Raw genomic sequence first — 21,913 nt, forward strand, 5'->3', positions numbered from 1 at the left:
AGACGCCGTCTCCGAAGTGAAACGGTCACCCGTCAGCTGCATACCGTCACCCGAATCACCCGCGAAACGGATGATCACACGATCGACACGGCGGATTTCCTTGCCGGATCCATCCGTACGGGGCGCTGTGCGCTGCCCCGCGATGGCTCCTCCGGCCCCGTCGGCCTGCTCGGCCGGGCTACTGACCTGGCTGGTCACTGAACTGGACCTCCTTCGAGGCTGGGCGTTCGTTCCCAAGGCCAACCCTACGTCCGTGGGGATGTCCAACCCTGGGTTTCCCACATCGTGGAACATCTCGCTGGACCGTGTGTCCAGCGGACGTCGTGCTCTACACGGATATTCCTAACCCCCCGGGGGCGGCATCGGGGGCAGACCTGCGCGACCCGCCGATACCGCCGCCGTTCATCCTCGGGCGTTCGTACCTGACAGAGTGTCAGTCGATCAAGATTTCAGATAGGTGAGCACCGCCAGAACGCGCCGGTGATCCCCGTCACTCGGGGACAGGCCGAGCTTCATGAAGATATTGCTGACGTGCTTCTCCACCGCCCCGTCGCTCACCACCAGCTGTTTCGCAACGGCGGAATTGGTCCGTCCTTCCGCCATCAGCCCCAGCACCTCGCGCTCGCGGGGGGTCAGCCCCGCCAGTACGTCCTGCTTGCGGCTGCGGCCCAGCAGCTGGGCGACGACCTCGGGGTCCAGCGCCGTACCGCCCCGCGCCACCCGCACCACCGCGTCCAGGAACTCCCGCACCTCGGCCACCCGGTCCTTCAGCAGGTAGCCCACACCGGTGGTGGAACCGGCCAGCAGTTCGGTGGCGTACTGCTCCTCCACGTACTGCGACAGCACGAGCACCCCGATCCCCGGGTACTCGCGGCGAAGCCGCACGGCCGCCCGCACCCCCTCGTCGGTGTGCGTCGGCGGCATCCGCACGTCGGCCACCACCACGTCCGGCAGCGCGTCCTCCGCCGCCAGCTCCGCCACCGTCTTGATCAGGGCTTCCGCGTCCCCGACGCCTGCCACGACGTCATGCCCCCGGTCGGTCAGCAGCCGGGTCAGGCCCTCACGGAGCAGCACTGAATCCTCGGCGATGACCACCCGCACCCTGTCGTCCACGTTTCAGCAGCTCCCGCATCGTCATTCGTCGTCCGCACACCCACATCCGTCACCGGGCGTGCCCGGCATGGCCAAGCATCCCAGCCCGGTGGCCCGGAACGGCCCGGTCCGGCCAACACGTCCGCATACGGAGGGAGTTTCCGCGAACGCGAAGGGCCCCGGCGGCGCGGCGCGCCGGGGCCCTGAACGGGTGATGCGGTGGTGCGGTGGTGCGGTGATGCGGTGGTGGGGACGCGCGGTCGGGCGGCGCGGGGGCGGAGCCGTCGGGGTCAGGGCCGCCAGGGCAGTTCCGCCGTCACCGTCGTCCCGTGTCCGGCGGCGGAATCGACGACCAGTACGCCGTCCACGGCGTCCAGCCGCTCGGTCAGCCCCGCCAGCCCGCTCCCGGCACCGACGCCCGCCCCGCCCCGTCCGTCGTCCGAGACCTGGATCAACAGGCGCTCCCCCGATTTCCACACGTCGACGGAGGCGGACCCGGCCCGTGCGTGCTTGCTGACGTTCTGCAGCAGCTCGGAGACGGTGAAGTACGCGATCCCCTCGATCGCGGCCGCCGGGCGGGCCGGCAGGTCCACCGCCACCCGGACGGGGACCGCGCACCGCGAGGCCACCGACGACAGGGCCGCGTCCAGTCCGCGGTCGGTGAGGACGGCGGGGTGGATGCCGCGGGCGAGGTCGCGCAGCTCCTGGAGGGCGACCTTCACCTCGCCGTGCGCCTCGTCGACCATGCGGGCGGCGGCCTGCGGGTCCTCGGTCAGCTTCTCCTTGGCCAGACCCAGGTCCATGGCCAGCGCGACCAGCCGGGCCTGCGCCCCGTCGTGCAGATCGCGTTCGATGCGCCGCAGGTCCGCTGCCGCCGTGTCCACGACCACCCCGCGGTCGGCCTCCAGCTCCGTGACCCGGCTGTCCAGGCGGGACGGGCCCAGCAGCCCGACGACGAGGACCCGGTCGACGGTGGTCAGCGCACGGATGACCCAGGGCGTGGCAAGGGTGACGACGAGCCCGATCAGGCTGGTGACCACGATGGCGAGCGGCGAGTCGAGGTAGAAGGAGTAGTCCCCGTTCTGGAACAGCTGGAGGCCCGGCTGGTCGGTGAAGGTGGGGATCACCCAGAACCACAGCGGGTACAGCAGGTACCCCCAGCCGGCCGACCACAAGGTCAGCGACAGGACGAACGCGAACAGCGCCCACGGGAAGTGGATCACCGAGTACAGCAGGTGCCGCCAGGCGCTGCCGCTCTTCAGCAGCGCCCCCACGGTCGGCAGCAGCCCGCTCCTGGCCGCCCGGACCGGAGCCGGGTCGGCGAGCGGCACCCGCAGCAGGCCCCGCACCCGGGCCCGCTCCACCTGCCCGAACCCCCGGCACATCGCCAGCACGCCCGCCAGGACCGGCACGCCGACGAAGGTCACGAGCAGTCCGGCCCCGAGGCTCACGCCGGCGATGGCCAGCGAGAAGTACAGGGTGCTCAGCGGCAGGCCGATCAGCAGGTACCCGAACTCCCGCCAGGTCCGCGCCGCCAGGGGCGCCCGCAGTACCTCGACGGCCACCCGACCGGTGTCCTCGCCGTTGCCCATGTCCCGACCCGCCCTTCACGTCATGCCCGGTGTCCCGGTATGCCTCCACCCTGCCGCCGCGGGCCCGGTCCCGACCATGCGGCAGGTGGGCGTCCGTGCCGGGGGGTTATCCCCACCCCGCTGCCCGGTGCGGCCCCCGCCCGATGTCCAGTACCCGGACGCGCACCCCGACCGGTTCCACGGCGCGGTCGCGGCCTCGCCCGGCCCAGGACGGCGGGAACCCCCGACCGGCGTGCGGGCGGGGTTCCGGGTTCGGTGCGCGGAAGGGGGTCCGGGGTTCGGTGCGCGGAAGGGGGTCCGGGGTTCGGTGCGCGGCAGCGCCTACGCGCGGTCGCGCCACGGCAGCTCCGCCGTCACGACCGTGCCCCCGCCCTCGGGGGAGTCCAGGACGAAGACCCCGTCCACCGCCCCCAGCCGCTCCGCGAGACCGGCCATGCCGGTGCCGCCGGACAGCCGTGCCCCGCCCTGCCCGTCGTCCGACACCCGGATCAGCAGCCGCTGCTGCGACCGCCACACCTCGACGCTCGCCCCCCGCGCCCGCGCGTGCTTGCTGACGTTCTGGAGCAACTCCGAGACCACGAAGTACGCGATCCCCTCGATCGCCTCCGCCGGCCGCCCCGGCAGGTCCACCGACACCTTCACCGGAACCACGCACCGGGACGCCACCGACGACAGCGCCGCGTCCAACCCACGGTCCGTCAGCACCGCCGGATGGATGCCCCGGGCCAGGTCGCGCAGCTCCTGCAAGGCCAACTTCACCTCGCCGTGCGCCTCGTCGACCATCGCCGCGGCCCCTTCCGGGTCCTCCAGCAGCTTCTCCTTCGCCAGACCCAGTCCCATCGCCAGCGCCACCAACCGCGCCTGCGCCCCGTCGTGCAGGTCCCGTTCGATGCGCCGCAGGTCCGCCGCGGCCGTGTCCACGACCACCCCCCGGCCCGACTCCAGCGCCGCGATGCGCCGCTCCAACTCGTCCGAGGGCGACAGCAGCCCCCGCACCATCGCGCGGTCCACGTTCGCCAAGCCCCGCACCACGTACGGCAGCACCGGCCACAGCACGAACAGACCGGTCAGCGCGACGGTGAAGGTCAGCACCCCCCACGGCAGCCTGACCAGCTCGTACAGCACGGTCCGCCAGGCCACCGGGTCCTTGACGGCCGCCCACAACCAGGGGAAGAACCCGCCCGACCGCTTCGGACCGGGAAGCGGGGTCGGCTCGTCCACCCGTACGCCCAGCAGCCCCCGCGCCCGCGCGCGATCGAGCTTCCCGAGCTGCCGTGACCCGTAGAGCACGCATGCGAGCAGCGGCAGACCGATCGCGGTCACCGACAGACCACCCGCCGTCGAAATCATGACAACCGTGTAAACGAAGCCGATCAGCGCCACCGGAAGGTTGCTCAGCAGGTACGCGATCTCCTTCCACGTCACCACGTCGAAGGCCGGGCGCACCGGAGGAGGGGAGGCTTGATCGTTCACTGTCATGGGCCACAGCCTGCCAATTCGCGGGCGCCGGTGCCATGGGGTAGCCAGGCGCCAGTGAACGGGGGATAACCCCACCCCGCGGGGCCCAGGCCCTAGACTCCCGTCCGTACCAGATCAACAACACCGTCGACAGTGGCCGAGAAGCGAGGAACGGACGTGCCCGACCCAACGGTATCGACCGTGACCGTGCTCGCCGCGGACTATTTCCGGAGCTATTCGGTCGTCGGACTCCTCGCCGTCCTCGGCGTGCTGTTCGTCGCCGTGGCCTTCGGAGCCGGCCGCCTGCTGCGGCCCGTCGTCCCGACGCCCGAGAAGCTGCTGACCTACGAGTGCGGCGTGGACCCCGTCGGCGAGGGCTGGGCACACACCCAGGTCCGCTACTACGTCTACGCGTTCCTCTACGTCATCTTCGCCGTCGACTCCATCTTCCTGTTCCCCTGGGCGACGGTGTTCGCCGCCGCCGGCTACGGCGCCACGACCCTCGTCGAGATGTTCGTCTTCCTCGGGTTCCTGGCCGTCGGCCTGCTCTACGCGTACAAGAAGGGCGTCCTCGAATGGACGTGACACCGGCCCCGGCACCGGCCGCGAGCCCCGCCGAGCCCCAGCTGCTCCCGGAACCCAAGCGCCTGGGAGTCCTCTCCCGCCTCGCCCCGGAACCGATGAAGGTGGTCCTCAACTGGGGACGCCGCTACAGCCTCTGGGTCTTCAACTTCGGCCTCGCCTGCTGCGCCATCGAGTTCATCGCCGCGTCCATGGCCCGGCACGACTTCATCCGTCTGGGCGTGATCCCCTTCGCGCCCGGCCCCCGCCAGGCCGACCTGATGATCGTCTCGGGCACGGTGACGGACAAGATGGCCCCGGCCGTCAAGCGGCTCTACGAGCAGATGCCGGAGCCGAAGTACGTCATCTCCTTCGGCGCCTGCTCCAACTGCGGCGGCCCGTACTGGGACTCGTACTCCGTGACCAAGGGCGTCGACCAGATCATCCCCGTCGACGTGTACGTCCCCGGCTGCCCGCCGCGCCCCGAAGCCCTCCTCCAGGGCATCCTGAAGCTCCAGGAGAAGATCGCCAGAGAGTCCCTCGCGGAACGCTATGCCGCGGGTCCCTCGGTCACCCAGCTCACCAGCGGCCTGGTCGCACCCCCGCCCGCCACCCCCGGAGCCGGCGCGTGAACCTCTACGACTCCCTGCCCGACGCCGCCCCGGCCGTCTTCGGCGCCGAGGCGGTCGCCTCGTTCGCGTACGAGGTCCTCACGGTGGACGTCCCCGTCGGCTCCTGGGTCCCCTCGCTCGAAATCGCCCGCGACAAGCTGGGCTGCACCTACTTCGACTGGCTGAGCGCCGTCGACGAACCCGGCACCGGCTTCCGGATCTGCGCGCACCTCGTCTCCCTGGAGAACCACCGCGTACGCCGCCTCCTGCTGCGCACCACCGTCCCGCACGGCGCCCCCTCCCTGCCCTCCGCCGTCGCCGTCTACGCCGGCGCCGAATGGCACGAGCGGGAGACCTTCGAGATGTTCGGGGTGACCTTCACCGACCACCCCCACCTGGTGCCGCTGCTGCTCCCCGAGAACTTCGAGGGACACCCGTTGCGCAAGGACTTCGTCCTCGCGGCGCGCGTCGCCAAGGCCTGGCCCGGCGCCAAGGAGCCCGGCGAGGGCCACGACCCCGACGCCCCCAAGCGCCGCCAGATGCTCCCGCCCGGCGTACCCGACCCGAACGACTGGGGTCCCCTCAAGGGCCAACTCCCCCCGGCCCCCACCCGCCCCGCCCGCACCCCCCGCGCCGGCGCACCGGCACGCACCCCGCGCGAGGGCGCCCCGACCCGCCGCCCCCGCCCGGGCGCGGAGGGCGCCGCCCCCGAAACCCCACTGCCCCCGGAGTCGGATGCCCCGGCTCGTCCGGTGCGTCGTGCGCGTTCGGTGGCGGACGGTTCGGCGAGTCAGGCGGCCGCGGAGGCTGGCGTGTCGCCGGAGTCGGATGCCCCGGCTCGTCCGGTGCGTCGTGCGCGTTCGGTGGCGGACGGTTCGGCGAGCCAGGCCGCTGCGGCGGCTGCCGCGTCGCCGGAGTCGGGCGCTCCGGCTCGTCCGGTGCGTCGTGCGCGTTCGGTGGCGGACGGTTCGGCGAGCCAGGCGGCCGCGGCGGCTGCCGCGTCGCCGGACCCCGAAGCCCCGGCCGGCCCCGCGCCCGAGGGCGCGTCCGCCCCGGACACCGGGGCCCCGGACACCGGGACCCCGACCCGCCCGCCGCGTCGGAACCGTTCCGCCGCGGACGGGTCGACCGGCCAGGCCGCCCCGCCCGGCGCGGAGCCGGCACGCCGCCCCGCCCCGCGCAGCGCGGACGCGCCCTGGCACAACCCGAAGCCCGCCTTCGAGGACGCCGCGGCACCCGCCACCGGCTCCGGGCCCACCCCCGACGAGCCCGGGCCGAGGGACGCGCCCGAGCCCGACCCCGCGCCGGGCACCAAGCCCGGGGCGGCCCCCGAGCCGAAGTCGGACCCCGACCCCGCGCCGGACCCCGACGCCGCACCCGGCAAGGACCCCGCACCCGGCAAGGACCCCGCACCCGGCAAGGACCCCGCACCCGGCAAGGACCCCGCACCCGGCAAGGACCCCGCTCCCGAACCGAAGCCCGGCCAGGGCAACGGTCATCCCGACCACGACACCACCGGAGGCGACGCGTGAACGACGTCCTCGACGTCGCCCTGCGACTGATCGTCGTCTTCGCCGTCTTCCTCGTGCTCCCGCTCGTCGTCGGGCAGGCCGAGCACAAGGTGATGGCGCACATGCAGGGCCGCCTCGGCCCCATGTACGCCGGCGGCTTCCACGGCTGGGCGCAGCTCGTCGCCGACGGCGTGAAGTTTGCGCAGAAGGAGGACATCGTCCCGGCCAACGCCGACCGACGGATCTTCCAGCTCGCCCCCGCCGTCGCGCTGCTCCCGTACCTCCTCGTCCTCCTCGCCATCCCGGTGGGGCCGGGCGAGGGCGCCGTCGGGCAGGTCATCGACGCCGGTGTCTTCTTCGCGCTCGCCGTCATGGGCGTCGGAGTCCTCGGTTCCCTCATGGCCGGTTGGGCCTCCGCCAACAAGTTCTCCCTCCTCGGAGGCCTCCGCACCGCGGCGCAGCTGCTCGCGTACGAGTTGCCCATGCTGCTCGCCGCCGCCTCCGTCGCGATGGCCGCCGGGACCGTGTCCCTGCCCGGCATCGTCGATGCCTTCGAGTGGTGGTGGCTGCCCTGGCAGATCACGGGCGCGCTCGTCTTCTTCGTCGCCGGCCTCGCCGAACTCCAACGGCCGCCCTTCGACATGCCCGTCGCCGACTCCGAGATCATCTTCGGCGCGTACACCGAGTACACCGGCCTGCGCTTCGCGCTGTTCCTGCTCGCCGAGTACGCGGGCATCGTCGTGCTCTGCGCCCTCACCACCGTCCTCTTCCTCGGCGGCTGGCACGGTCCCTTCGGCGGCGACGACCTCGGCTGGGTCTGGACCCTCCTCAAGGTCGCCGTCCTCGCCTTCGTCGTGATCTGGCTCCGCGTGAGCTACCCCCGCCTGCGCGAGGACCAGCTCCAGAAGCTCGCCTGGACCGTACTCATCCCCCTCGCGCTCGCCCAGATCGCGCTCACCGGCATCGTGAAGGTGGCGATCCAGTAATGTCCCCGGTTCCCGGATCCGGCCTCGCCAAGGGCCTGGCCGTCACCCTGCGCACGATGACCAAGCGCGCGCACACCGCCCAGTACCCCGAGGTCCAGCCCGAGCTCCCGCCCCGCAGCCGCGGGGTCATCGGCCTGTTCGAGGAGAACTGCACGGTCTGCATGCTGTGCGCCCGCGAGTGCCCCGACTGGTGCATCTACATCGACTCCCACAAGGAGACGGTCCCGGCCGCCGTCCCCGGCGGACGCGAGCGCAGCCGCAACGTCCTCGACCGGTTCGCCATCGACTTCTCGCTGTGCATGTACTGCGGCATCTGCATCGAGGTGTGCCCCTTCGACGCCCTCTTCTGGTCGCCGGAGTTCGAGTACGCGGAGACCGACATCCAGGACCTCGTCCACGAGCGGGACAAGCTCCGCGAGTGGATGTGGACGGTGCCGGCGCCGCCCGCGCTCGACCCGGCCGCCGAGGAGCCCAAGGAGATCGCCGCCGCCCGCAAGGCCGTGGAGAAGTCCGAAGCCGCGGCAGCGGCAGCGGCGGCCGCCGCCGTGGCCGCCCCCGAACCCCCGACCACCCCGGAGGGAGACGCGTGAGCCCCGCCGCCACCCTGGCCGCCACCGCGACCGGCCCCGGCTTCCTCTCGCCGACCGGCGTCGAGATCGCCTTCCTCCTCGTTGGCCTCGCCACCCTCGGCGCGGCCGTCATCACGGTCACCACCAAGCAACTCGTGCACGCCGCCCTCTGGCTGGTCGTCGCGCTCGGCGGCGTCGCCGTCGAGTACCTGCTGCTGACCGCCGAGTTCATCGCCTGGGTCCAGGTCCTGATCTACCTCGGCTCCGTGGTCGTCCTCCTGCTCTTCGGGCTGATGCTCACCAAGGCCCCCATCGGCCGCTCCCCGGACGCCGACTCCGGCAACCGCCCGGTCGCGCTCGGCGTCGCCGTCACCGCGGGCGCCGCACTCGTGTGGGTGGTCGTCGACGCCTTCCGCACCACCTGGATCGACCTCGACGGACCCGCCCAGGGCTCCACCGAGGTGACCGGCGAGATCCTCTTCCAGCACTGGGTGCTGCCCTTCGAGGCGCTCTCCGTGCTCCTCCTCGCAGCCCTGATCGGTGCCATCGTGCTCTCCCGCAGGAACACCCCCGCCGAGGACGCCGCGGACGCGGCCGCAGCCGCAGCCGCAGCCGCCGTTCCGGCCGATGCCGATGCCGATGCCGATACCGACACCGACACCGGCGACCGGAAGGGGAAGCGCTGATGCACCTCGTCTACCCCGCCGTCCTGGCCTCGCTCCTCTTCGCCGTCGGCCTCTACGGAGTCCTCGCCCGCCGCAACGCCATCCTGGTCCTGATGTCCGTCGAGCTCATGCTCAACGCCGTCAACCTCAACCTGGTGGCCTTCGACGTCTGGCTGCGCGACGCCCTGCACGCCGGCCAGGCCCTCACCCTCTTCACGATCGCCATCGCCGCGGCCGAGATCGGCATCGGCCTCGCGATCGTGCTCATGGTGTACCGCAACCGCGGCACCTCGGACGTCGACCGGCTCCGTGACACCGCGGAAGGTCACGAGCCCGCCCGGACCGACGACACCACTGCCCGGCCGGAGGTCTCCGCGTGAGCACCACGACCCTCGCGGTCCTCGTCCCCCTCCTGCCGTTCCTGGGCGCGGTCGCGGGCCTCCTCCTCGGCCGCGCGGCCCCCGGGTTCGTACGGCCGCTCGCCGTACTGCCGACGCTGGCCGCCGCCGTACTGGCCGTGCTCGTCGCCGTCCGCCAGGGCGGTGGCCCCACCATCGACACCGCCACCGAACTCACCCCGACCGGCTCCGTGCCGATCGAGCTGTCCCTGCACATCGACGGCTTCGCCGTCCTCGTCGCCGTGCTCGTCGGCGTCGTCGCCACCTGCGTGCAGCTCTACTCGACGGCGTACCTCCGCGAGGACCCCCGCTACCCGTCCTACGCCGCGCTCGTCTCCCTGTTCACCTCCGCCATGCTGCTCGTCGTCTACTCCGGCGACCTGATGGTGCTGCTGGTCGGCTGGGAGGTCATGGGCATCTGCTCGTACTTCCTCGTCGGCCACTACTGGGAGACCGAAGCCGCTCGCTCCGCCTCCCTCAAGGCCTTCCTCGTCACCAAGCTCGGCGACGTCCCCTTCCTGATCGGCCTGTTCGCCCTCGCCACCGACGCCGGCTCCTTCCGGATCACCAAGATCCTGGACACCGTCGCCGCGGGCGGCCTCGACCACCCGACCCTGATCGCGCTGCTCCTCCTCGCCGGAGTCGCCGGCAAGTCCGCGCAGTTCCCGCTGCACACCTGGCTGCCCGACGCCATGGCCGGCCCCACCCCCGTCTCCGCGCTGATCCACGCCGCGACGATGGTCGCCGCCGGCGTCTACTTCATCGCCCGCCTCCTGCCCGTCTTCACGGCGTCCCGCGCCGCACTGGTGGTGATGGCCGTCATGGCGGCCGTCACGATGATCGGATCGGCCCTCGCCGCCCTGGCCCAGGACGACATCAAGCGCGTCCTCGCCTACTCGACCGTCGGCCAGCTCGGCTACATGACCGGAGCCCTCGCCGTCGGCGACCGCGGCGCCGCCGTCTTCCACCTCCTGTCCCACGGCGCCTTCAAGGCGCTCCTCTTCCTCGGAGCCGGCGTGATCATCCACGCCGCCGGCACCAACTCCCTCGCCGCGATGTCCCGCATGGACGGCCTCGCCAAGCGCATCCCCGACGCCTTCTGGACGATGACGCTCGCCCTGCTCGCGCTCGCCGCGATCCCGCCCTTCGCCGGCTTCTTCTCCAAGGAAGCCGTCCTCGTCGCCGCCGAGCAGACCGCCCTCGGGCACACCGGGACCGCGCCCTCCTCCGCCGGCTGGCTCGTCCTGGTCGCCGGAGTCCTGACCGCACTGCTCACCGCCGCCTACGCCACCCGGCTGTGGCTGATGGCGTTCCGCGGCCGCGGCGCCGCCGCCCCCGACCACGGCAAGGAGCCCGTCGCCATGACCGGCGTGCTGTGGCTGCTGGCCGTCCCCACGGTCGGCCTCGGCCTCGCGGCAGGCCCCCTCGGCGACTGGTTCGACGGCGTACGACTCACCCCGACCGTCACCACCTCCGTCCTCGGCACGGGCGCCGCCCTCATCGGCGTGCTCCTCACCTACGGCCTCTGGCAGCGCGCCACGGCCCGCCTCGCGACGACACCCGCCCCCGTCGGCCCCGCCGCCGCGGCGGCCGCGACGGACACCCCCGCCGTCACCGCCACCCTGTCCGCGGCCACCGCCGCCGCCGAGTCCGCCGCCGAGACCCCCGAGGTCGCGGAGGTCACCCACGAGCACCCCGCCGTCCCGGCGGGACCCGCCCCCGACCCCGGACGCGCCCTCCTCGGCCCCCTGCACCGGCACGCCGCCGACGGCTTCCACCTCGACGCCGTCTACGACCGCCTGTTCGTCCGCCCCGTCCGCGGCGCCGCGAGCCTGGTCCGCTTCCTCGACCGGGAAGTCGTCGACACGTACGTCCGCGGCGCCGGCACCGGCACCCGGCTGCTCGGCAGCCTCGTACGCCGCGCCCAGACCGGCAACGTGCAGAGCTACCTGAGCGCCCTGCTCGCCGGCGCCGTGGTCCTGGCGATCGCCACCGCCGTCCTCGCCAACGTCAACGCCGGATCGTGAGCCGTGAGTCAGCCGTGATTGATATCAGCCCGTCCGTGATGCAGTTCCTCCTGGCGTTCATCGTGGCCGCACCGCTCCTCGGGGCCGTCGCCGCCCTCCTGCCGGCCCCGCCCGGACTCAAGGGCAGGAGCCCCGAACAGGCCGTCCTGCGCCACGGCGTGACCGTCACCGGCGTCATCCTCGCCGCGGCCGTCGCCCTCACCGCGGGCTTCGACCACGACGCCCCGTCCCGCTTCCAGGCGACGACGGACATCAGCTGGATCCAGGCGCTGAACATCCGGATCCACCTCGGCATCGACGGCATCTCGCTCCCCCTCCTCCTGATGACCGCGCTGCTGTTCTTCCTCTGCGCGGTGTACAGCTACTACAAGCTCCCCGACGGCCCCTCCCCGAAGGCCTTCGTCGCACTGCTCCTCGTCCTCGAATCGGGGACGCTCGCGACGTTCGCCGTCCTCGACCTGCTGCTGTTCTTCCTCGCCTTCGAGATGGTCCTCATCCCGATGTACTTCCTCATCGCCCGCTGGGGCGGCGCTCAGCGGCAGGCCGCCGCCTGGAAGTTCATCCTGTACACCCTCCTCGGATCCGTCGTCATGCTGCTCGGTCTGCTGCTGATCGGACTGAACGCGGGCACCTTCGACATGGTGGCACTCGCCTCCGACAACGGCCGCGAACTGACCCACACCACCCAGCTCCTGGCCGTCCTCGCCATCGGCATCGGACTCGCCGTCAAAACCCCCATGTGGCCGCTCCACAGCTGGCTCCCCGACGCCCACACCGCCGCCCCCACCGTCGGCTCCGTCCTCCTCGCGGGCGTCATGCTGAAGATGGGCACCTACGGGTTCGTCCGCATCCTGCTCCCCGTCACCCCCGACGGCATGCACACCTTCGCCCCGTACCTCGGCGCCTTCGCCGTCATCGGCATCGTCTACGGATCCCTCGCCTGCCTCGCGCTGGCCCGCAAGGGGAACAAGGGCGACCTCAAGCGCCTCATCGCCTACTCCTCCGTCGGCCACATGGGCTTCGTCCTCCTCGGGATCGCCTCCATGACCCCGACCGGGGTCAACGGCGCCCTCTTCGCGAACATCGCCCACGGCCTCATCACCGGCCTCCTCTTCTTCCTGGTCGGCGCCCTCAAGGACCGCTACGGCACCGCCGACCTCGACACCCTCGCCGGCGCGACCGGCGCCGCCCTGTACGGCCGCGCACCCCGCCTCGGCGCGCTCCTCGCCTTCGCCGCCGTCGCCTCCCTCGGCCTGCCCGGCCTCGCCGGCTTCTGGGGCGAGATGCTGGCCCTGTTCGGGGCGTTCGACCCCGCCGAGGGCCTGTCCCGACCCGCCTTCCTCACCTACACGGCCGTCGGCGCGTTCGGCACCCTGCTCACCGCCGCCTACCTGCTGATCGTCGTACGGCGCGTCTGCATGGGCGACCCGAAGGCCGAACCCGGGATCACCGTCGCGGACGTCCAGCGCTACGAGTTCGCCGCCTGGACCCCGCTCGTCGCCCTCACCGTCCTCGCGGGCCTGTGGCCCGCGGTCCTCCTCGGCCTCACCGACCCGGCCGTCCAGAAGCTCCTCGCAGGAGGCAACTCATGACGGCCCCGACGGTCCTCGCCGCCGCAACCCCCAGCCTCGTCCAGTCCGTCGACTGGCTCGCGATCACCCCCGTCGTGATCCCCGCCGCCGTCGCCCTGCTCGTACTCGTCGCCGACCTGTTCCTGCCCGAAGGGCGCAAGCCGCTCCTCGGCTGGATCTCCGTCGCCGGCCTCGCCGCCGCGACCGCCTCCCTGCTGCCCCTGCGCGCCGGAGACCGCACCACCTTCTGCCTCACCGGCGACCCGACCGCCTGCTCCTACACCGCCGATCACTTCGCGCTCGTCGTGCAGTTCCTGGTCCTCGCCGGCGCCCTCGTCACCGCCCTCATGTCGGTCACCGCCGTCCGCGAGACCCGCATGCCCGCCGGCGAGTACTGGTTCCTGCTGCTCTCCTCCGCCGCCGGTGCGGCCCTGCTGCCCGCCTCCCGCGACCTCGCCACCCTGATCGTCGCCCTCGAAGTCGCCTCGCTGCCCGCCTTCGCCCTGGTCGGCATGCGCCGCGGCGACCGGCTGTCCTCCGAGGCCGCCCTCAAGTTCTTCCTGTCCTCGGTCACCGCCACGGCCGTGTCCCTCCTCGGCGTCGCCTTCGTCTACGCCGCCACCGGGTCCCTGCACCTCGACCGGGTCGCGGACCGCCTCGAAGACGTCCCCGCGCAGTTCGACACCCTCGCCATGGCCGGTGTCGCGCTGACCCTCGTCGGCTTCGCCTTCAAGACCGCGGCGGTCCCCTTCCACTTCTGGGTCCCCGACACCTACGTCGGCGCCCCGCTGCCCATCGCCGGCTACCTCTCCGTCATCGGCAAGGCCGTCGGCTTCACCGGCCTGATCCTCGTCACGGTCATCGCCTTCCCCGCGTACTCCGACATCTGGGGCCCTGCCCTGGCCGTCCTCGCCGCGCTGACCATGACCCTCGGCAACGCCGCCGCCCTGCGCCAGTCCGCGGACCGCGCCAACAGCGCCGTACGGCTCCTCGCCTGGTCCTCCGTGGGCCAGGCCGGCTACCTGCTGGTCCCGATCGCCGCGGCCGCGTACTCCGAACGCGACCAGATCGGCTCCACCGTCGCCTACGCCCTCATGTACGGGGCCGTGAACCTCGGAGCCTTCGCCGTCGCCGCGCTCGTCGCCCGCACCAAGCCCCTCCACCGGATCTCGGACTACCGCGGCCTCTACGCCGAGCGCCCGCTCGCCGCCCTCGCGCTGGCCTTCTTCCTGCTGTGTCTCGCGGGGCTGCCGCCGGGCATCATCGGCCTCTTCGCGAAGGTCACCGTCTTCCGGTCCGCCGTCGACGCCGGGCTCGGCTGGCTCGCCGTGGTCATGGCCGCCAACGTCGTCGTCGCCCTGTACTACTACCTGCGCTGGACGGCGCTGCTCTTCCGCACCCCCGAGGACGCCCCCGCCGGACGGCCCGCCGCCCCGAAGGTCCCCTGGCCGGTCACCGCCGCGATCGTGCTCACCGCGGCCACCGCCGTCATCCTCTCCGGAGCCCCCCAGCTCGTCCTGCGGTTCGCCTCGGGCAGCCTCTTCCCGCAGTAGGACGCGCCACCGGGCCGCGGCAGGACCCCGCAGGTCGGAGCACGTTCACCCGCACGGCCCAACGCCCGCCGACGCCCCCCGGCCGCTCCCGCGGGGGCGGCGGCCCCGCCGCGCCCCGGGAACCGTACGGCCCCACCTGGCGTTGACCAGGAAGGGAGGGTCCACTGGACCGTAGACCCTCAGACCTTGGACGGGGTCCCCCCTGCCGCACCATTTGGAGGGCGTACCGTGCACCGCCGGCACAACGGGCTCAAGACCGCCGTACTCCTCGGCGGGCTGTCCGCACTCATCATCGTCATCGGAAGCCTCTTCGGGCGGACCGGCCTGATCGTGGCCGTCGTCGTCGCCCTCGGGACGAACGCCTACGCGTACTGGAACAGCGACAAGCTGGCTCTACGCGCGATGCGCGCCCGGCCCGTCAGCGAGTTCGAGGCCCCCGAGCTGTACCGCATGGTGCGCGAACTCTCCACGTCCGCGCGCCAACCCATGCCACGGCTCTACATCTCACCGACCGAAGCACCCAACGCCTTCGCGACCGGCCGCAACCCGCGCAACGCCGCGGTCTGCTGCACCGAGGGCATCCTGCGCATCCTCGACGAACGCGAACTGCGCGGGGTGATCGGCCACGAGCTGAGCCACGTCTACAACCGGGACATCCTGATCTCCTCGGTCGCCGGCGCACTGGCCTCCGTGATCATGTTCCTGGTGAACTTCGCCTGGCTGATCCCGATCGGCCGGTCCAACGACGACGAGGGCCCCGGGCTCCTCGGCATGCTGCTGATCATGATCCTCGGCCCGTTGGCCGCGTCCGTGATCCAGCTCGCCATCAGCCGCTCGCGCGAATACGAGGCGGACGCCTCCGGAGCCCAACTCACCGGCGACCCACTCGCCCTGGCCAGCGCCCTGCGCAAGCTCGACGCGGGCACCAAGCAGCTCCCGCTGCCCGCCGAACCGCGCATCGAGACGGCGAGTCACATGATGATCGCCAACCCCTTCCGGCCGGGCGAAGGACTGTCCAAGATGTTCTCGACACACCCTCCGATGGCCGAGCGCATCGCCCGGCTCGAACAGATGGCAGGCCGCAGTCAGTGAAGACCATCCTCAACATCATTTGGCTCGTGCTCAGCGGGATCTGGCTGTTCCTGGGCTACTGCCTGGCCGGCGTGATCCTCTGCATCACGATCATCGGCATTCCCTTCGGCATAGCGGCGTTCCGCATCGCCGTGTACGCCCTCTGGCCGTTCGGCTACACCACGGTCGAACGCCGTGACTCCGGCGCGGGCTCCTGCGTGGGCAACGTCCTGTGGCTGATCCTGGCCGGCTGGTGGCTGGCCCTCGGTCACATCGCCACCGGCATCGCGCTGTGCATCACGATCATCGGCATCCCGTTCGGCATCGCCAACTTCAAGATGGTGCCGCTCTCCCTGCTGCCGCTCGGCCGCGAGATCGTCCCGACGGACGCCCCCTTCGCTTCCCGCTGACCTCGTCCGTCCGGGGTTGTCCACAGGCCCCGACGGCCGTCGGGGACATGCGTCACCATGAACGCATGAACGAACCCGAGCAGTTGCTGGAGCAAGTCACCCGCTGGGCATGCGGCCGCGCGTGCAGGCAACACGAACGCCTGCCCGCGCGGCCCGCCCCCGGGGGAACAGCCCACGCCGACCCCTTACCCACCCCCACCCACTTCCCCCTCCTGCCGCCACGCTCCCCGCTTCCGCGGGCGGCCGCGCTCCCCGCTTCCGCGGGCCGGAGCCGCACTCCCTGCTTCCGCCTCCCGCTTCCGCGCCTCCCGCTGCCGCCGGCTGCTTCCGCGCCTCCCGCTTCCGCGGGCCGCCGCGGCCCTCGCTTCCGCGGGCCGGAGCCGCACTCCCTGCTTCCGCCTCCCGCTTCCGCGGGCCGGAGCGCTCCGACTCGCCGCCGCCGGACGCGGCCCGCCGCCCCATGCAGGGCGGCCTCGCCCCGCCCGGGGCCCGCCGGACGCCCCGCACCCCGGTACGCCGCCTTCCCGAGCGCCCCCGGAGCCTTGCCGCCGCACGGATCCGCAGCCCGGCCGAGCCGCCCCCGCACACCGCGCGCAGGCGCGCCCAACACCCGCGCCGGCGGCCGCCACCCCTCACGCCCCACGACCCGTGCCTGCGGCCCCGCCACCGCTTACGTCCCGCGCCGACGACCCGTGCCCGCGACCCGCCACCGCTTACGTCCCGCGCCGACGACCCGTGCCCGCGACCCGCCACCGCTCGCGCTCCGCGCCGACGACCCGTGCCCGCGACCCGCCACCGCCACCGCTCGCGCTCCGCGCCGACGACTCGTGCCCGCGACCCCGCGCCCACGTCCCGCCACCGCTCACGCCCGGGCGGCCCACGGGGCGGCACCGCACAGCCGAACGACCCGACCGCGGCGACGGCCCGCCCTTTGAAAACTGCATCGAGAGCCCACGCGGAACCATTCGCGATCGCATAGGAGCACGGCGCCCGGGGGAGACCCGGGGTCGGCAGGTGGACCGACCTGGACGCCGCCTTCCCGTCCGGGGAACGGCGCCCGCCCGCGCTCCCACCCCTCCAGGGCGGTCAGCCCGACGTGGTCCATGTGCCGCAGCCGCTCGGGTCGAGCCACACGCACTCCCCGTTCGCCAACGCGTCCAACGCGTCCAACGCGTCCACCGCGTCGAGGAGCCTGGGCAGCCTCGGGCAAGCCGGCGTTTCCCACCGATCGGCCGGCGCGCGCCGCGAGCGCCGACAACCCGCCCAACCCGGCCGGGGTGTGCCCCGTCGCCGTTCCCCCGCCCAGGGGCGTAGAGCTGCCCGGCGATCAACACGAGCCCGATCCCGCCCGGCATCCCGCACACCACGGCGATCGAGACCGCCCGGCACCACCGCCCGAGCCGCAACACCCCCATGCCCAGCGGCAGCGGCCCGGCACCCCGGGCCCGGGCGGCAGTCCGTACGCCCGCACCGCCTCGCGGACGAGCACGGTGAGCCCGTCCACAGGCCCGCTCACCTGGAGCGAGCCCCCCGGAGCCACCCGGTGACGATCCCCGGCACCCCGAAGCGACGGCCACCCACGCACAGCGCGGAAGGGCGCGACCGGCGCACGCGCCGCTCACGTCCCGCACACCCCCCCCCGAGCGCCGACGGCGAAGGGCACGACACGGGCGCCCGCCGCAACCTCCCCGGCGAAACACCCCCGTCGTGCCCTCGGGGTTCGTTCAGTGCTGCGCGAACGGGCCCGGAACCACCGGACCCGCCGATCAGCGGTAGTTCACGAACTGGATCGCGAAGTCCAGGTCCTTGCCCTTGAGCAGCGCCTGGATGGCCTGGAGGTCGTCACGGCTCTTGGAGCTGACGCGCAGCTCCTCGCCCTGGACCTGGGCCTTGACGCCCTTGGGGCCCTCGTCACGGATGATCTTCGCGACCTTCTTGGCGTTCTCCTGGGAGATGCCTTCCTCGATCGTCGCGAAGATCTTGTATTCCTTGCCGGACAGCTGCGGCTCGCCGGCGTCCAACGCCTTCAGCGAGATCCCGCGCTTGACCAGCTTGGTCTCGAACACGTCGAGGACGGCCTTGACGCGCTCCTCGGAGTTCGCCTCCATCAGGATCTTCTCGCCGGACCAGGCGATCGACGCGCCCGTGCCCTTGAAGTCGTAGCGCTGCGAGAGCTCCTTCGCGGACTGGTTGAGGGCGTTGTCGACCTCCTGCCGCTCGACCTTCGAGACGATGTCGAAACTGGAGTCGGCCATGTGCTGTGGCTCCTTGAAGTCGGCTGTGATGTGCCCCGAAGGGCGCGGCCGGACATCCCCGGCCCGCTCCGCAAAGCCTAGCCACCGCGCCCACGTGGGGGGCTGATCAATCCGGTGGCGGACCACCCCCGCAGATCGGGTATTGTTTACGTCGTTGCCACGGAGCGCCGCCGCAAGGCGGAAAGACGGCAATGATCATGGCGGTGTGCCCGAGTGGCCAAAGGGAGCAGACTGTAAATCTGCCGGCTCAGCCTACCCAGGTTCGAACCCTGGCGCCGCCACGCGAGTAGAACCCCCGTTCATCTGCGGAAACGCAGATGAACGGGGGTTCTTTCGTACGTCCCGCACCGGAGGCGCGGGCGAGCGCCCGCGGGACGCCCCCCCGGCGTCCGCGGTGCACTCAGGCAGTCCCGGCCACCGTCAAGTGGTAGGTCGTGTCCACCCAGAAACCGCTCGTCTCCGAGGCCTCGATCTCCAGCACGAACTGACCCGCCGGAAGCGGTTCGAGCGCGCACCACAGACCCCACGTGACCCGCGGTATCCCCATGAACCGGAACGTCCCCGACGTGAACTCGCGCACCTCCAGCGGGAAGCTGTTCACCGCCGCCGACGCCCGGGTCACCTCCATCCGCCACGGCTTGGTGACCAGCGGAATCACCGGACGCTGCGTGTTCAGGACCGGGAAGAACAGCCGACGGTCCGCCGGAACGGTGCAGCGCCGCACCACCCTGCCCCCGTACGTCCCCGCCAGGAACCAGAGGTCCTCCGGCTGCCGCCAGTCGGCGTACGCCCCCGTCGTATCGCTCACCGGACTCCGGTCGTCCGGAGCGGACAGCGCCCACTTCCACCACCGGGCCGCCAACCGACCGCCCTCGGCCGCACCGACGTTCCAGTCGCCGTCGCCCATGCCCAACCCCGGTACCTCACGCGACCACCCCCTGCGGTCGACATCCGGGTGACCCTATCGGGCGCCTCCGGCGCACCGATGGGGGCGGCCGGTCGTTCACCGGCCGTGACATGGACAACGGACACACGCGGAAAGGTCGGGGGCGGCGTCCTGCTCGCCCTGCTCGGCGCCGGCATCCCCGCCCTGGTCGGAGCCGCACTGCACACCCCGGTCGGAGAGCCGTACCGGGAGACCCGGCTGTACTTCGGCACGCAGCGCCCCGACGGCCGGGAGCCCGTGGGCGAGGCGGAGTTCCTCCGATTCGTCGACCACGACATCACCCCGGCCTTCCCCGAGGGACTCACCCTCCAGGACGGCCGCGGCCAGTGGCGCGACCCGGACGGCACGACCGTCCGCGAGACCTCCTACGAAGTCATCCTGCTCTACCCCGAGAAGGAGGCCGAGGAGCGCACCGTCCGCGTCGAACGGATCCGACAGGCCTACGAGAAGCAGTTCCAGCAGGACTCCGTCGGCCGCTCCGACGACAAGCTGGACGCCGACTTCTGACGCCGGCTCAGTGGCGGGCCGGGCGCCCGCCCCCGCTCAGGTGCCCGCCATGTTCTTGACGGCCACCGACACCGGGGTGGAACCCGCGACCAACTCCAGGGTCAGGCCCGCCGTCGCCGGCGTCTCCACCAGCTCGGCGAGCACCGCCGCCACGTCGTCGCGCGGGACGGAACCACGACCCGTGTCCGCCTCCAGGTGGACCTCGCCCGTCCCCGCCTCGTCGGTCAGCGAGCCCGGCCGCAGGACCGTCCACTCCAGGCCCAGCCGGGTACGCACGTACTCGTCTGCCTCGCCCTTCGCCCGCAGGTAGACGTCGAAGACCTCGTCACCCCCGTGCCGAGGGTCCGCACCCATCGAAGAGACCATCAGGAAGCGCCGCACGCGCGCCCGTTCGGCCGCGTCGGCGAACAGCGTCGCCGCGCCCCGGTCCACGGTCTCCTTGCGCTCCGCCCCACTGCCAGGACCGGCGCCGGCGGCGAACACCGCGACGTCCGCGCCCTGCAGGATGCCCGCGACGTGCTCGACGGACGCCGACTCCAGATCGCACAGCACCGGTTCGGCACCGGCCCGCCTGAGGTCGTCGCCCTGCGCCGGATCGCGGATGATGCCCGCGACCTCGTACCCGCGCGCGGCGAGCAGGCGCTCCAGCCGCAGCGCGATCCGACCGTGTCCACCCGCGATGACGATGCGCATGCCCCGACCGTACGTCGAGCCGGGCGCGGGCGCCCGCGAACGCCCGTCCGACGCCTCAGGGACCCGACTCCGTACGACCCTGCCTGGGCAGGTCCAGGGCCACCGCGACCGCCGAGTCGCAGTACTCCCGTACGGCACTCGTACGGGCTACGACACGCCCCCGGTGGATCACGATCCGGCTGTACGCCAACGACAGCACCCCGGCGATCCGGTCCCCGCGCACGGCGAGCAGCTCCGCCGGGAACCCGGCCTCCACCCGCACCTCGGGCAGCCCCATCGCCTCCCGGGCGGCGCTGCTGACGGTCTCGTACGCCTCCGCCGCACGCAGCCCGCCCTGGGAGGCCAGCAGGTACGCCGCTTCGAGCGGATCCCCGCGCCCGACCGGGTTCCCGGCGTCCCGCAGCGCCCCGCTCCCGGCCGTCACGCGCACCCCGGCCGCCCGCAGCAGACGTACGGGGGCGGTCCGCAGGCCGCGCCGCTCCAGGGCCGCACAGTCGCCCTGGGGCAGGCAGGTCACCCGCACCCCCGCCGCCGCGAGCTGGTCGGCCGCGCGCGAGGCCGCGTCCAGCGGGAGCCGCGACAGACCCCCGCAGGGGCCGATGCTCACCCCGGGGCGCAGCCCGCCCGCCATCGCCGCCAGCCGGGCGAGGCGCCCCGGGTCGTCACCGTCCGTGTGCAGGTCCACGGGGCAGCCGTGCTCGGCGGCCAGTTCCAGGACCGCTTCGACGAAGCCCGTCGGATCGGGATCCAGATCCGGGCAACCCCCGATCACGGCGGCGCCCATCTTGACGGCGTCCCGCAGCATGGCCAACCCGTCCGCCCCGGCGGCACCCGTCAGCAGCCGCGGCACGGCCACGGCCGTCAGATCGGCCAGCCCCCGCAAGGACCGCCGCGCCTGGAGGACGGCCTCCATGGGGCCGAGCCCGTGCACGTCGCCGATCCGCACGTGGGAGCGGACGGCGGTCGCACCGTGACCGAGCTGGAGCAGGGCCGCCTCGGTGGCCCGGCGCTGCACCTCGTCCGGGGCGTACGAGACGGGCCCCTCCCCGTCGGCGGTCAGGGCGGTGTCCCCGTGCGCGTGCGGCTCGGCGGGGGCGGGGAGCAGCAGATAGCCGCGCAGGTCGACCCGGGACAGGGTCGGGGCGGTCAGACTGCCCGCGGTCCCGACCGCCTGGATGCGGCCGCCGCCGAGCCGGACGTCGACGGTGCGACCGTCGGTGAGCCGCGCCCCGGCGAGGAGCAGACCGCCGGCCTCGGGGGCGCTCCCGCCGGCGGGAGCGCGGGAGGGGCCTTCCGCCGGGTTCCGCGAGGAGTGGGAGGGCTGCTGCGGCTGGCTGTCGGACATCGCGCTCCTGCGGGGGCTCGGGCGGTTCCTGCGCCGTGGCCACAGCCCGCGGCCCAAGATCACGCAGCGTGGTCAGAGCCTAGGGCGCCCGA

General features: G+C 72.8%; 20 protein-coding genes, 1 tRNA gene and 1 pseudogene. 14 read left to right on the top strand and 8 right to left on the bottom strand.

Annotated elements, in window-relative coordinates; all coding sequences use genetic code 11:
• From ACFVS6_RS16835 to ACFVS6_RS16850, 4 genes and pseudogenes are all read right to left on the bottom strand, one after another.
• Positions 1 to 198 (bottom strand): annotated as a pseudogene (locus tag ACFVS6_RS16835) (2-oxoglutarate ferredoxin oxidoreductase subunit alpha); the annotation flags it as partial.
• A 243-nt stretch (positions 199 to 441) separates the two neighbouring features.
• Positions 442 to 1,101: a LuxR C-terminal-related transcriptional regulator gene (locus ACFVS6_RS16840; RefSeq protein ID WP_281210401.1), complete on the bottom strand. Its 660-nt coding sequence runs from the start codon at positions 1,099 to 1,101 to the stop codon at positions 442 to 444.
• Positions 1,102 to 1,382: 281 nt separating this feature from the next.
• Positions 1,383 to 2,684 carry a sensor histidine kinase gene (locus ACFVS6_RS16845; RefSeq protein WP_389704519.1) on the bottom strand — a complete coding sequence of 434 codons (1,302 nt, stop codon included), beginning with the start codon at positions 2,682 to 2,684 and terminating at the stop codon, positions 1,383 to 1,385.
• Between the two features lie 321 nt (positions 2,685 to 3,005).
• Positions 3,006 to 4,163 carry a sensor histidine kinase gene (locus tag ACFVS6_RS16850; protein ID WP_389704520.1) on the bottom strand — a complete coding sequence of 386 codons (1,158 nt, stop codon included), beginning with the start codon at positions 4,161 to 4,163 and terminating at the stop codon, positions 3,006 to 3,008.
• Between the two features lie 156 nt (positions 4,164 to 4,319).
• Between ACFVS6_RS16850 and ACFVS6_RS16855 the strand changes: the two genes are divergently transcribed.
• The 12 genes from ACFVS6_RS16855 to ACFVS6_RS16910 all read left to right on the top strand — a co-directional run bounded on the left by ACFVS6_RS16855 (position 4,320) and on the right by ACFVS6_RS16910 (position 16,075).
• Positions 4,320 to 4,727 (top strand): NADH-quinone oxidoreductase subunit A, encoded by a 408-nt coding sequence (locus ACFVS6_RS16855; RefSeq protein ID WP_030298105.1) that lies wholly within the window; start codon positions 4,320 to 4,322, stop codon positions 4,725 to 4,727.
• Positions 4,718 to 5,335: an NADH-quinone oxidoreductase subunit B gene (locus ACFVS6_RS16860; protein ID WP_389704521.1), complete on the top strand. Its 618-nt coding sequence runs from the start codon at positions 4,718 to 4,720 to the stop codon at positions 5,333 to 5,335. The genes ACFVS6_RS16855 and ACFVS6_RS16860 overlap by 10 nt, the downstream gene beginning before the upstream one ends.
• The gene (locus ACFVS6_RS16865; RefSeq protein ID WP_389704523.1) at positions 5,332 to 6,846 is read left to right on the top strand and encodes an NADH-quinone oxidoreductase subunit C; all 1,515 of its coding nucleotides are present in this window, start codon (positions 5,332 to 5,334) and stop codon (positions 6,844 to 6,846) included. The genes ACFVS6_RS16860 and ACFVS6_RS16865 overlap by 4 nt, the downstream gene beginning before the upstream one ends.
• On the top strand, positions 6,843 to 7,811 hold the full coding sequence (locus ACFVS6_RS16870) for an NADH-quinone oxidoreductase subunit H (RefSeq protein ID WP_389704525.1): 969 nt from the start codon (positions 6,843 to 6,845) through the stop codon (positions 7,809 to 7,811). Before ACFVS6_RS16865 ends, ACFVS6_RS16870 begins: the two co-directional genes overlap by 4 nt.
• A complete protein-coding gene (locus tag ACFVS6_RS16875; RefSeq protein ID WP_389704527.1) occupies positions 7,811 to 8,401 on the top strand; it encodes a NuoI/complex I 23 kDa subunit family protein in 591 nt (196 codons plus the stop codon). Before ACFVS6_RS16870 ends, ACFVS6_RS16875 begins: the two co-directional genes overlap by 1 nt.
• On the top strand, positions 8,398 to 9,066 hold the full coding sequence (locus ACFVS6_RS16880) for an NADH-quinone oxidoreductase subunit J (RefSeq protein WP_389704529.1): 669 nt from the start codon (positions 8,398 to 8,400) through the stop codon (positions 9,064 to 9,066). The genes ACFVS6_RS16875 and ACFVS6_RS16880 overlap by 4 nt, the downstream gene beginning before the upstream one ends.
• Positions 9,066 to 9,425 (top strand): NADH-quinone oxidoreductase subunit NuoK, encoded by a 360-nt coding sequence (gene nuoK / locus ACFVS6_RS16885; RefSeq protein WP_389704531.1) that lies wholly within the window; start codon positions 9,066 to 9,068, stop codon positions 9,423 to 9,425. The genes ACFVS6_RS16880 and nuoK overlap by 1 nt, the downstream gene beginning before the upstream one ends.
• Complete coding sequence (locus tag ACFVS6_RS16890; RefSeq protein ID WP_389704533.1) at positions 9,422 to 11,470, top strand: NADH-quinone oxidoreductase subunit L; 2,049 nt, start codon at positions 9,422 to 9,424, stop codon at positions 11,468 to 11,470. Before nuoK ends, ACFVS6_RS16890 begins: the two co-directional genes overlap by 4 nt.
• A 38-nt stretch (positions 11,471 to 11,508) precedes the next feature.
• The gene (locus ACFVS6_RS16895) at positions 11,509 to 13,062 is read left to right on the top strand and encodes a NuoM family protein (RefSeq protein ID WP_389704707.1); all 1,554 of its coding nucleotides are present in this window, start codon (positions 11,509 to 11,511) and stop codon (positions 13,060 to 13,062) included.
• A complete protein-coding gene (locus ACFVS6_RS16900) occupies positions 13,059 to 14,594 on the top strand; it encodes an NADH-quinone oxidoreductase subunit N (protein WP_389704535.1) in 1,536 nt (511 codons plus the stop codon). Before ACFVS6_RS16895 ends, ACFVS6_RS16900 begins: the two co-directional genes overlap by 4 nt.
• A gap of 228 nt (positions 14,595 to 14,822) precedes the next feature.
• Positions 14,823 to 15,686 carry a zinc metalloprotease HtpX gene (gene htpX, locus ACFVS6_RS16905; RefSeq protein WP_389704536.1) on the top strand — a complete coding sequence of 288 codons (864 nt, stop codon included), beginning with the start codon at positions 14,823 to 14,825 and terminating at the stop codon, positions 15,684 to 15,686.
• Complete coding sequence (locus ACFVS6_RS16910) at positions 15,683 to 16,075, top strand: YccF domain-containing protein (RefSeq protein ID WP_281204203.1); 393 nt, start codon at positions 15,683 to 15,685, stop codon at positions 16,073 to 16,075. Before htpX ends, ACFVS6_RS16910 begins: the two co-directional genes overlap by 4 nt.
• A 1,766-nt stretch (positions 16,076 to 17,841) precedes the next feature.
• On the opposite strand, the gene ACFVS6_RS16915 is transcribed toward ACFVS6_RS16910, so the two are convergent.
• The gene (locus tag ACFVS6_RS16915) at positions 17,842 to 18,330 is read right to left on the bottom strand and encodes a YajQ family cyclic di-GMP-binding protein (protein WP_281204205.1); all 489 of its coding nucleotides are present in this window, start codon (positions 18,328 to 18,330) and stop codon (positions 17,842 to 17,844) included.
• Between the two features lie 199 nt (positions 18,331 to 18,529).
• On the opposite strand from ACFVS6_RS16915, the gene ACFVS6_RS16920 reads away from it, so the two are divergent.
• Positions 18,530 to 18,611: transfer RNA gene (locus ACFVS6_RS16920), tRNA-Tyr, on the top strand.
• A gap of 119 nt (positions 18,612 to 18,730) precedes the next feature.
• Here the strand turns inward: ACFVS6_RS16920 and ACFVS6_RS16925 are convergent.
• Complete coding sequence (locus ACFVS6_RS16925; RefSeq protein ID WP_389704539.1) at positions 18,731 to 19,237, bottom strand: hypothetical protein; 507 nt, start codon at positions 19,235 to 19,237, stop codon at positions 18,731 to 18,733.
• Between the two features lie 105 nt (positions 19,238 to 19,342).
• Between ACFVS6_RS16925 and ACFVS6_RS16930 the strand changes: the two genes are divergently transcribed.
• Positions 19,343 to 19,783 carry a DUF3574 domain-containing protein gene (locus ACFVS6_RS16930; protein WP_389704540.1) on the top strand — a complete coding sequence of 147 codons (441 nt, stop codon included), beginning with the start codon at positions 19,343 to 19,345 and terminating at the stop codon, positions 19,781 to 19,783.
• A gap of 36 nt (positions 19,784 to 19,819) precedes the next feature.
• On the opposite strand, the gene ACFVS6_RS16935 is transcribed toward ACFVS6_RS16930, so the two are convergent.
• Both ACFVS6_RS16935 and ACFVS6_RS16940 read right to left on the bottom strand, forming a co-directional pair.
• On the bottom strand, positions 19,820 to 20,476 hold the full coding sequence (locus ACFVS6_RS16935; RefSeq protein ID WP_389704541.1) for an SDR family oxidoreductase: 657 nt from the start codon (positions 20,474 to 20,476) through the stop codon (positions 19,820 to 19,822).
• A 55-nt stretch (positions 20,477 to 20,531) separates the two neighbouring features.
• Entirely contained in the window at positions 20,532 to 21,821 is a 1,290-nt protein-coding gene (locus tag ACFVS6_RS16940) for an amidohydrolase family protein (protein ID WP_389704542.1), read from the bottom strand.
• Positions 21,822 to 21,913: the final 92 nt, after the last annotated feature.

Origin of the sequence: Streptomyces sp. NPDC057939 (assembly GCF_042887545.1) — a bacterium.
Lineage (GTDB): Bacteria > Actinomycetota > Actinomycetes > Streptomycetales > Streptomycetaceae > Streptomyces.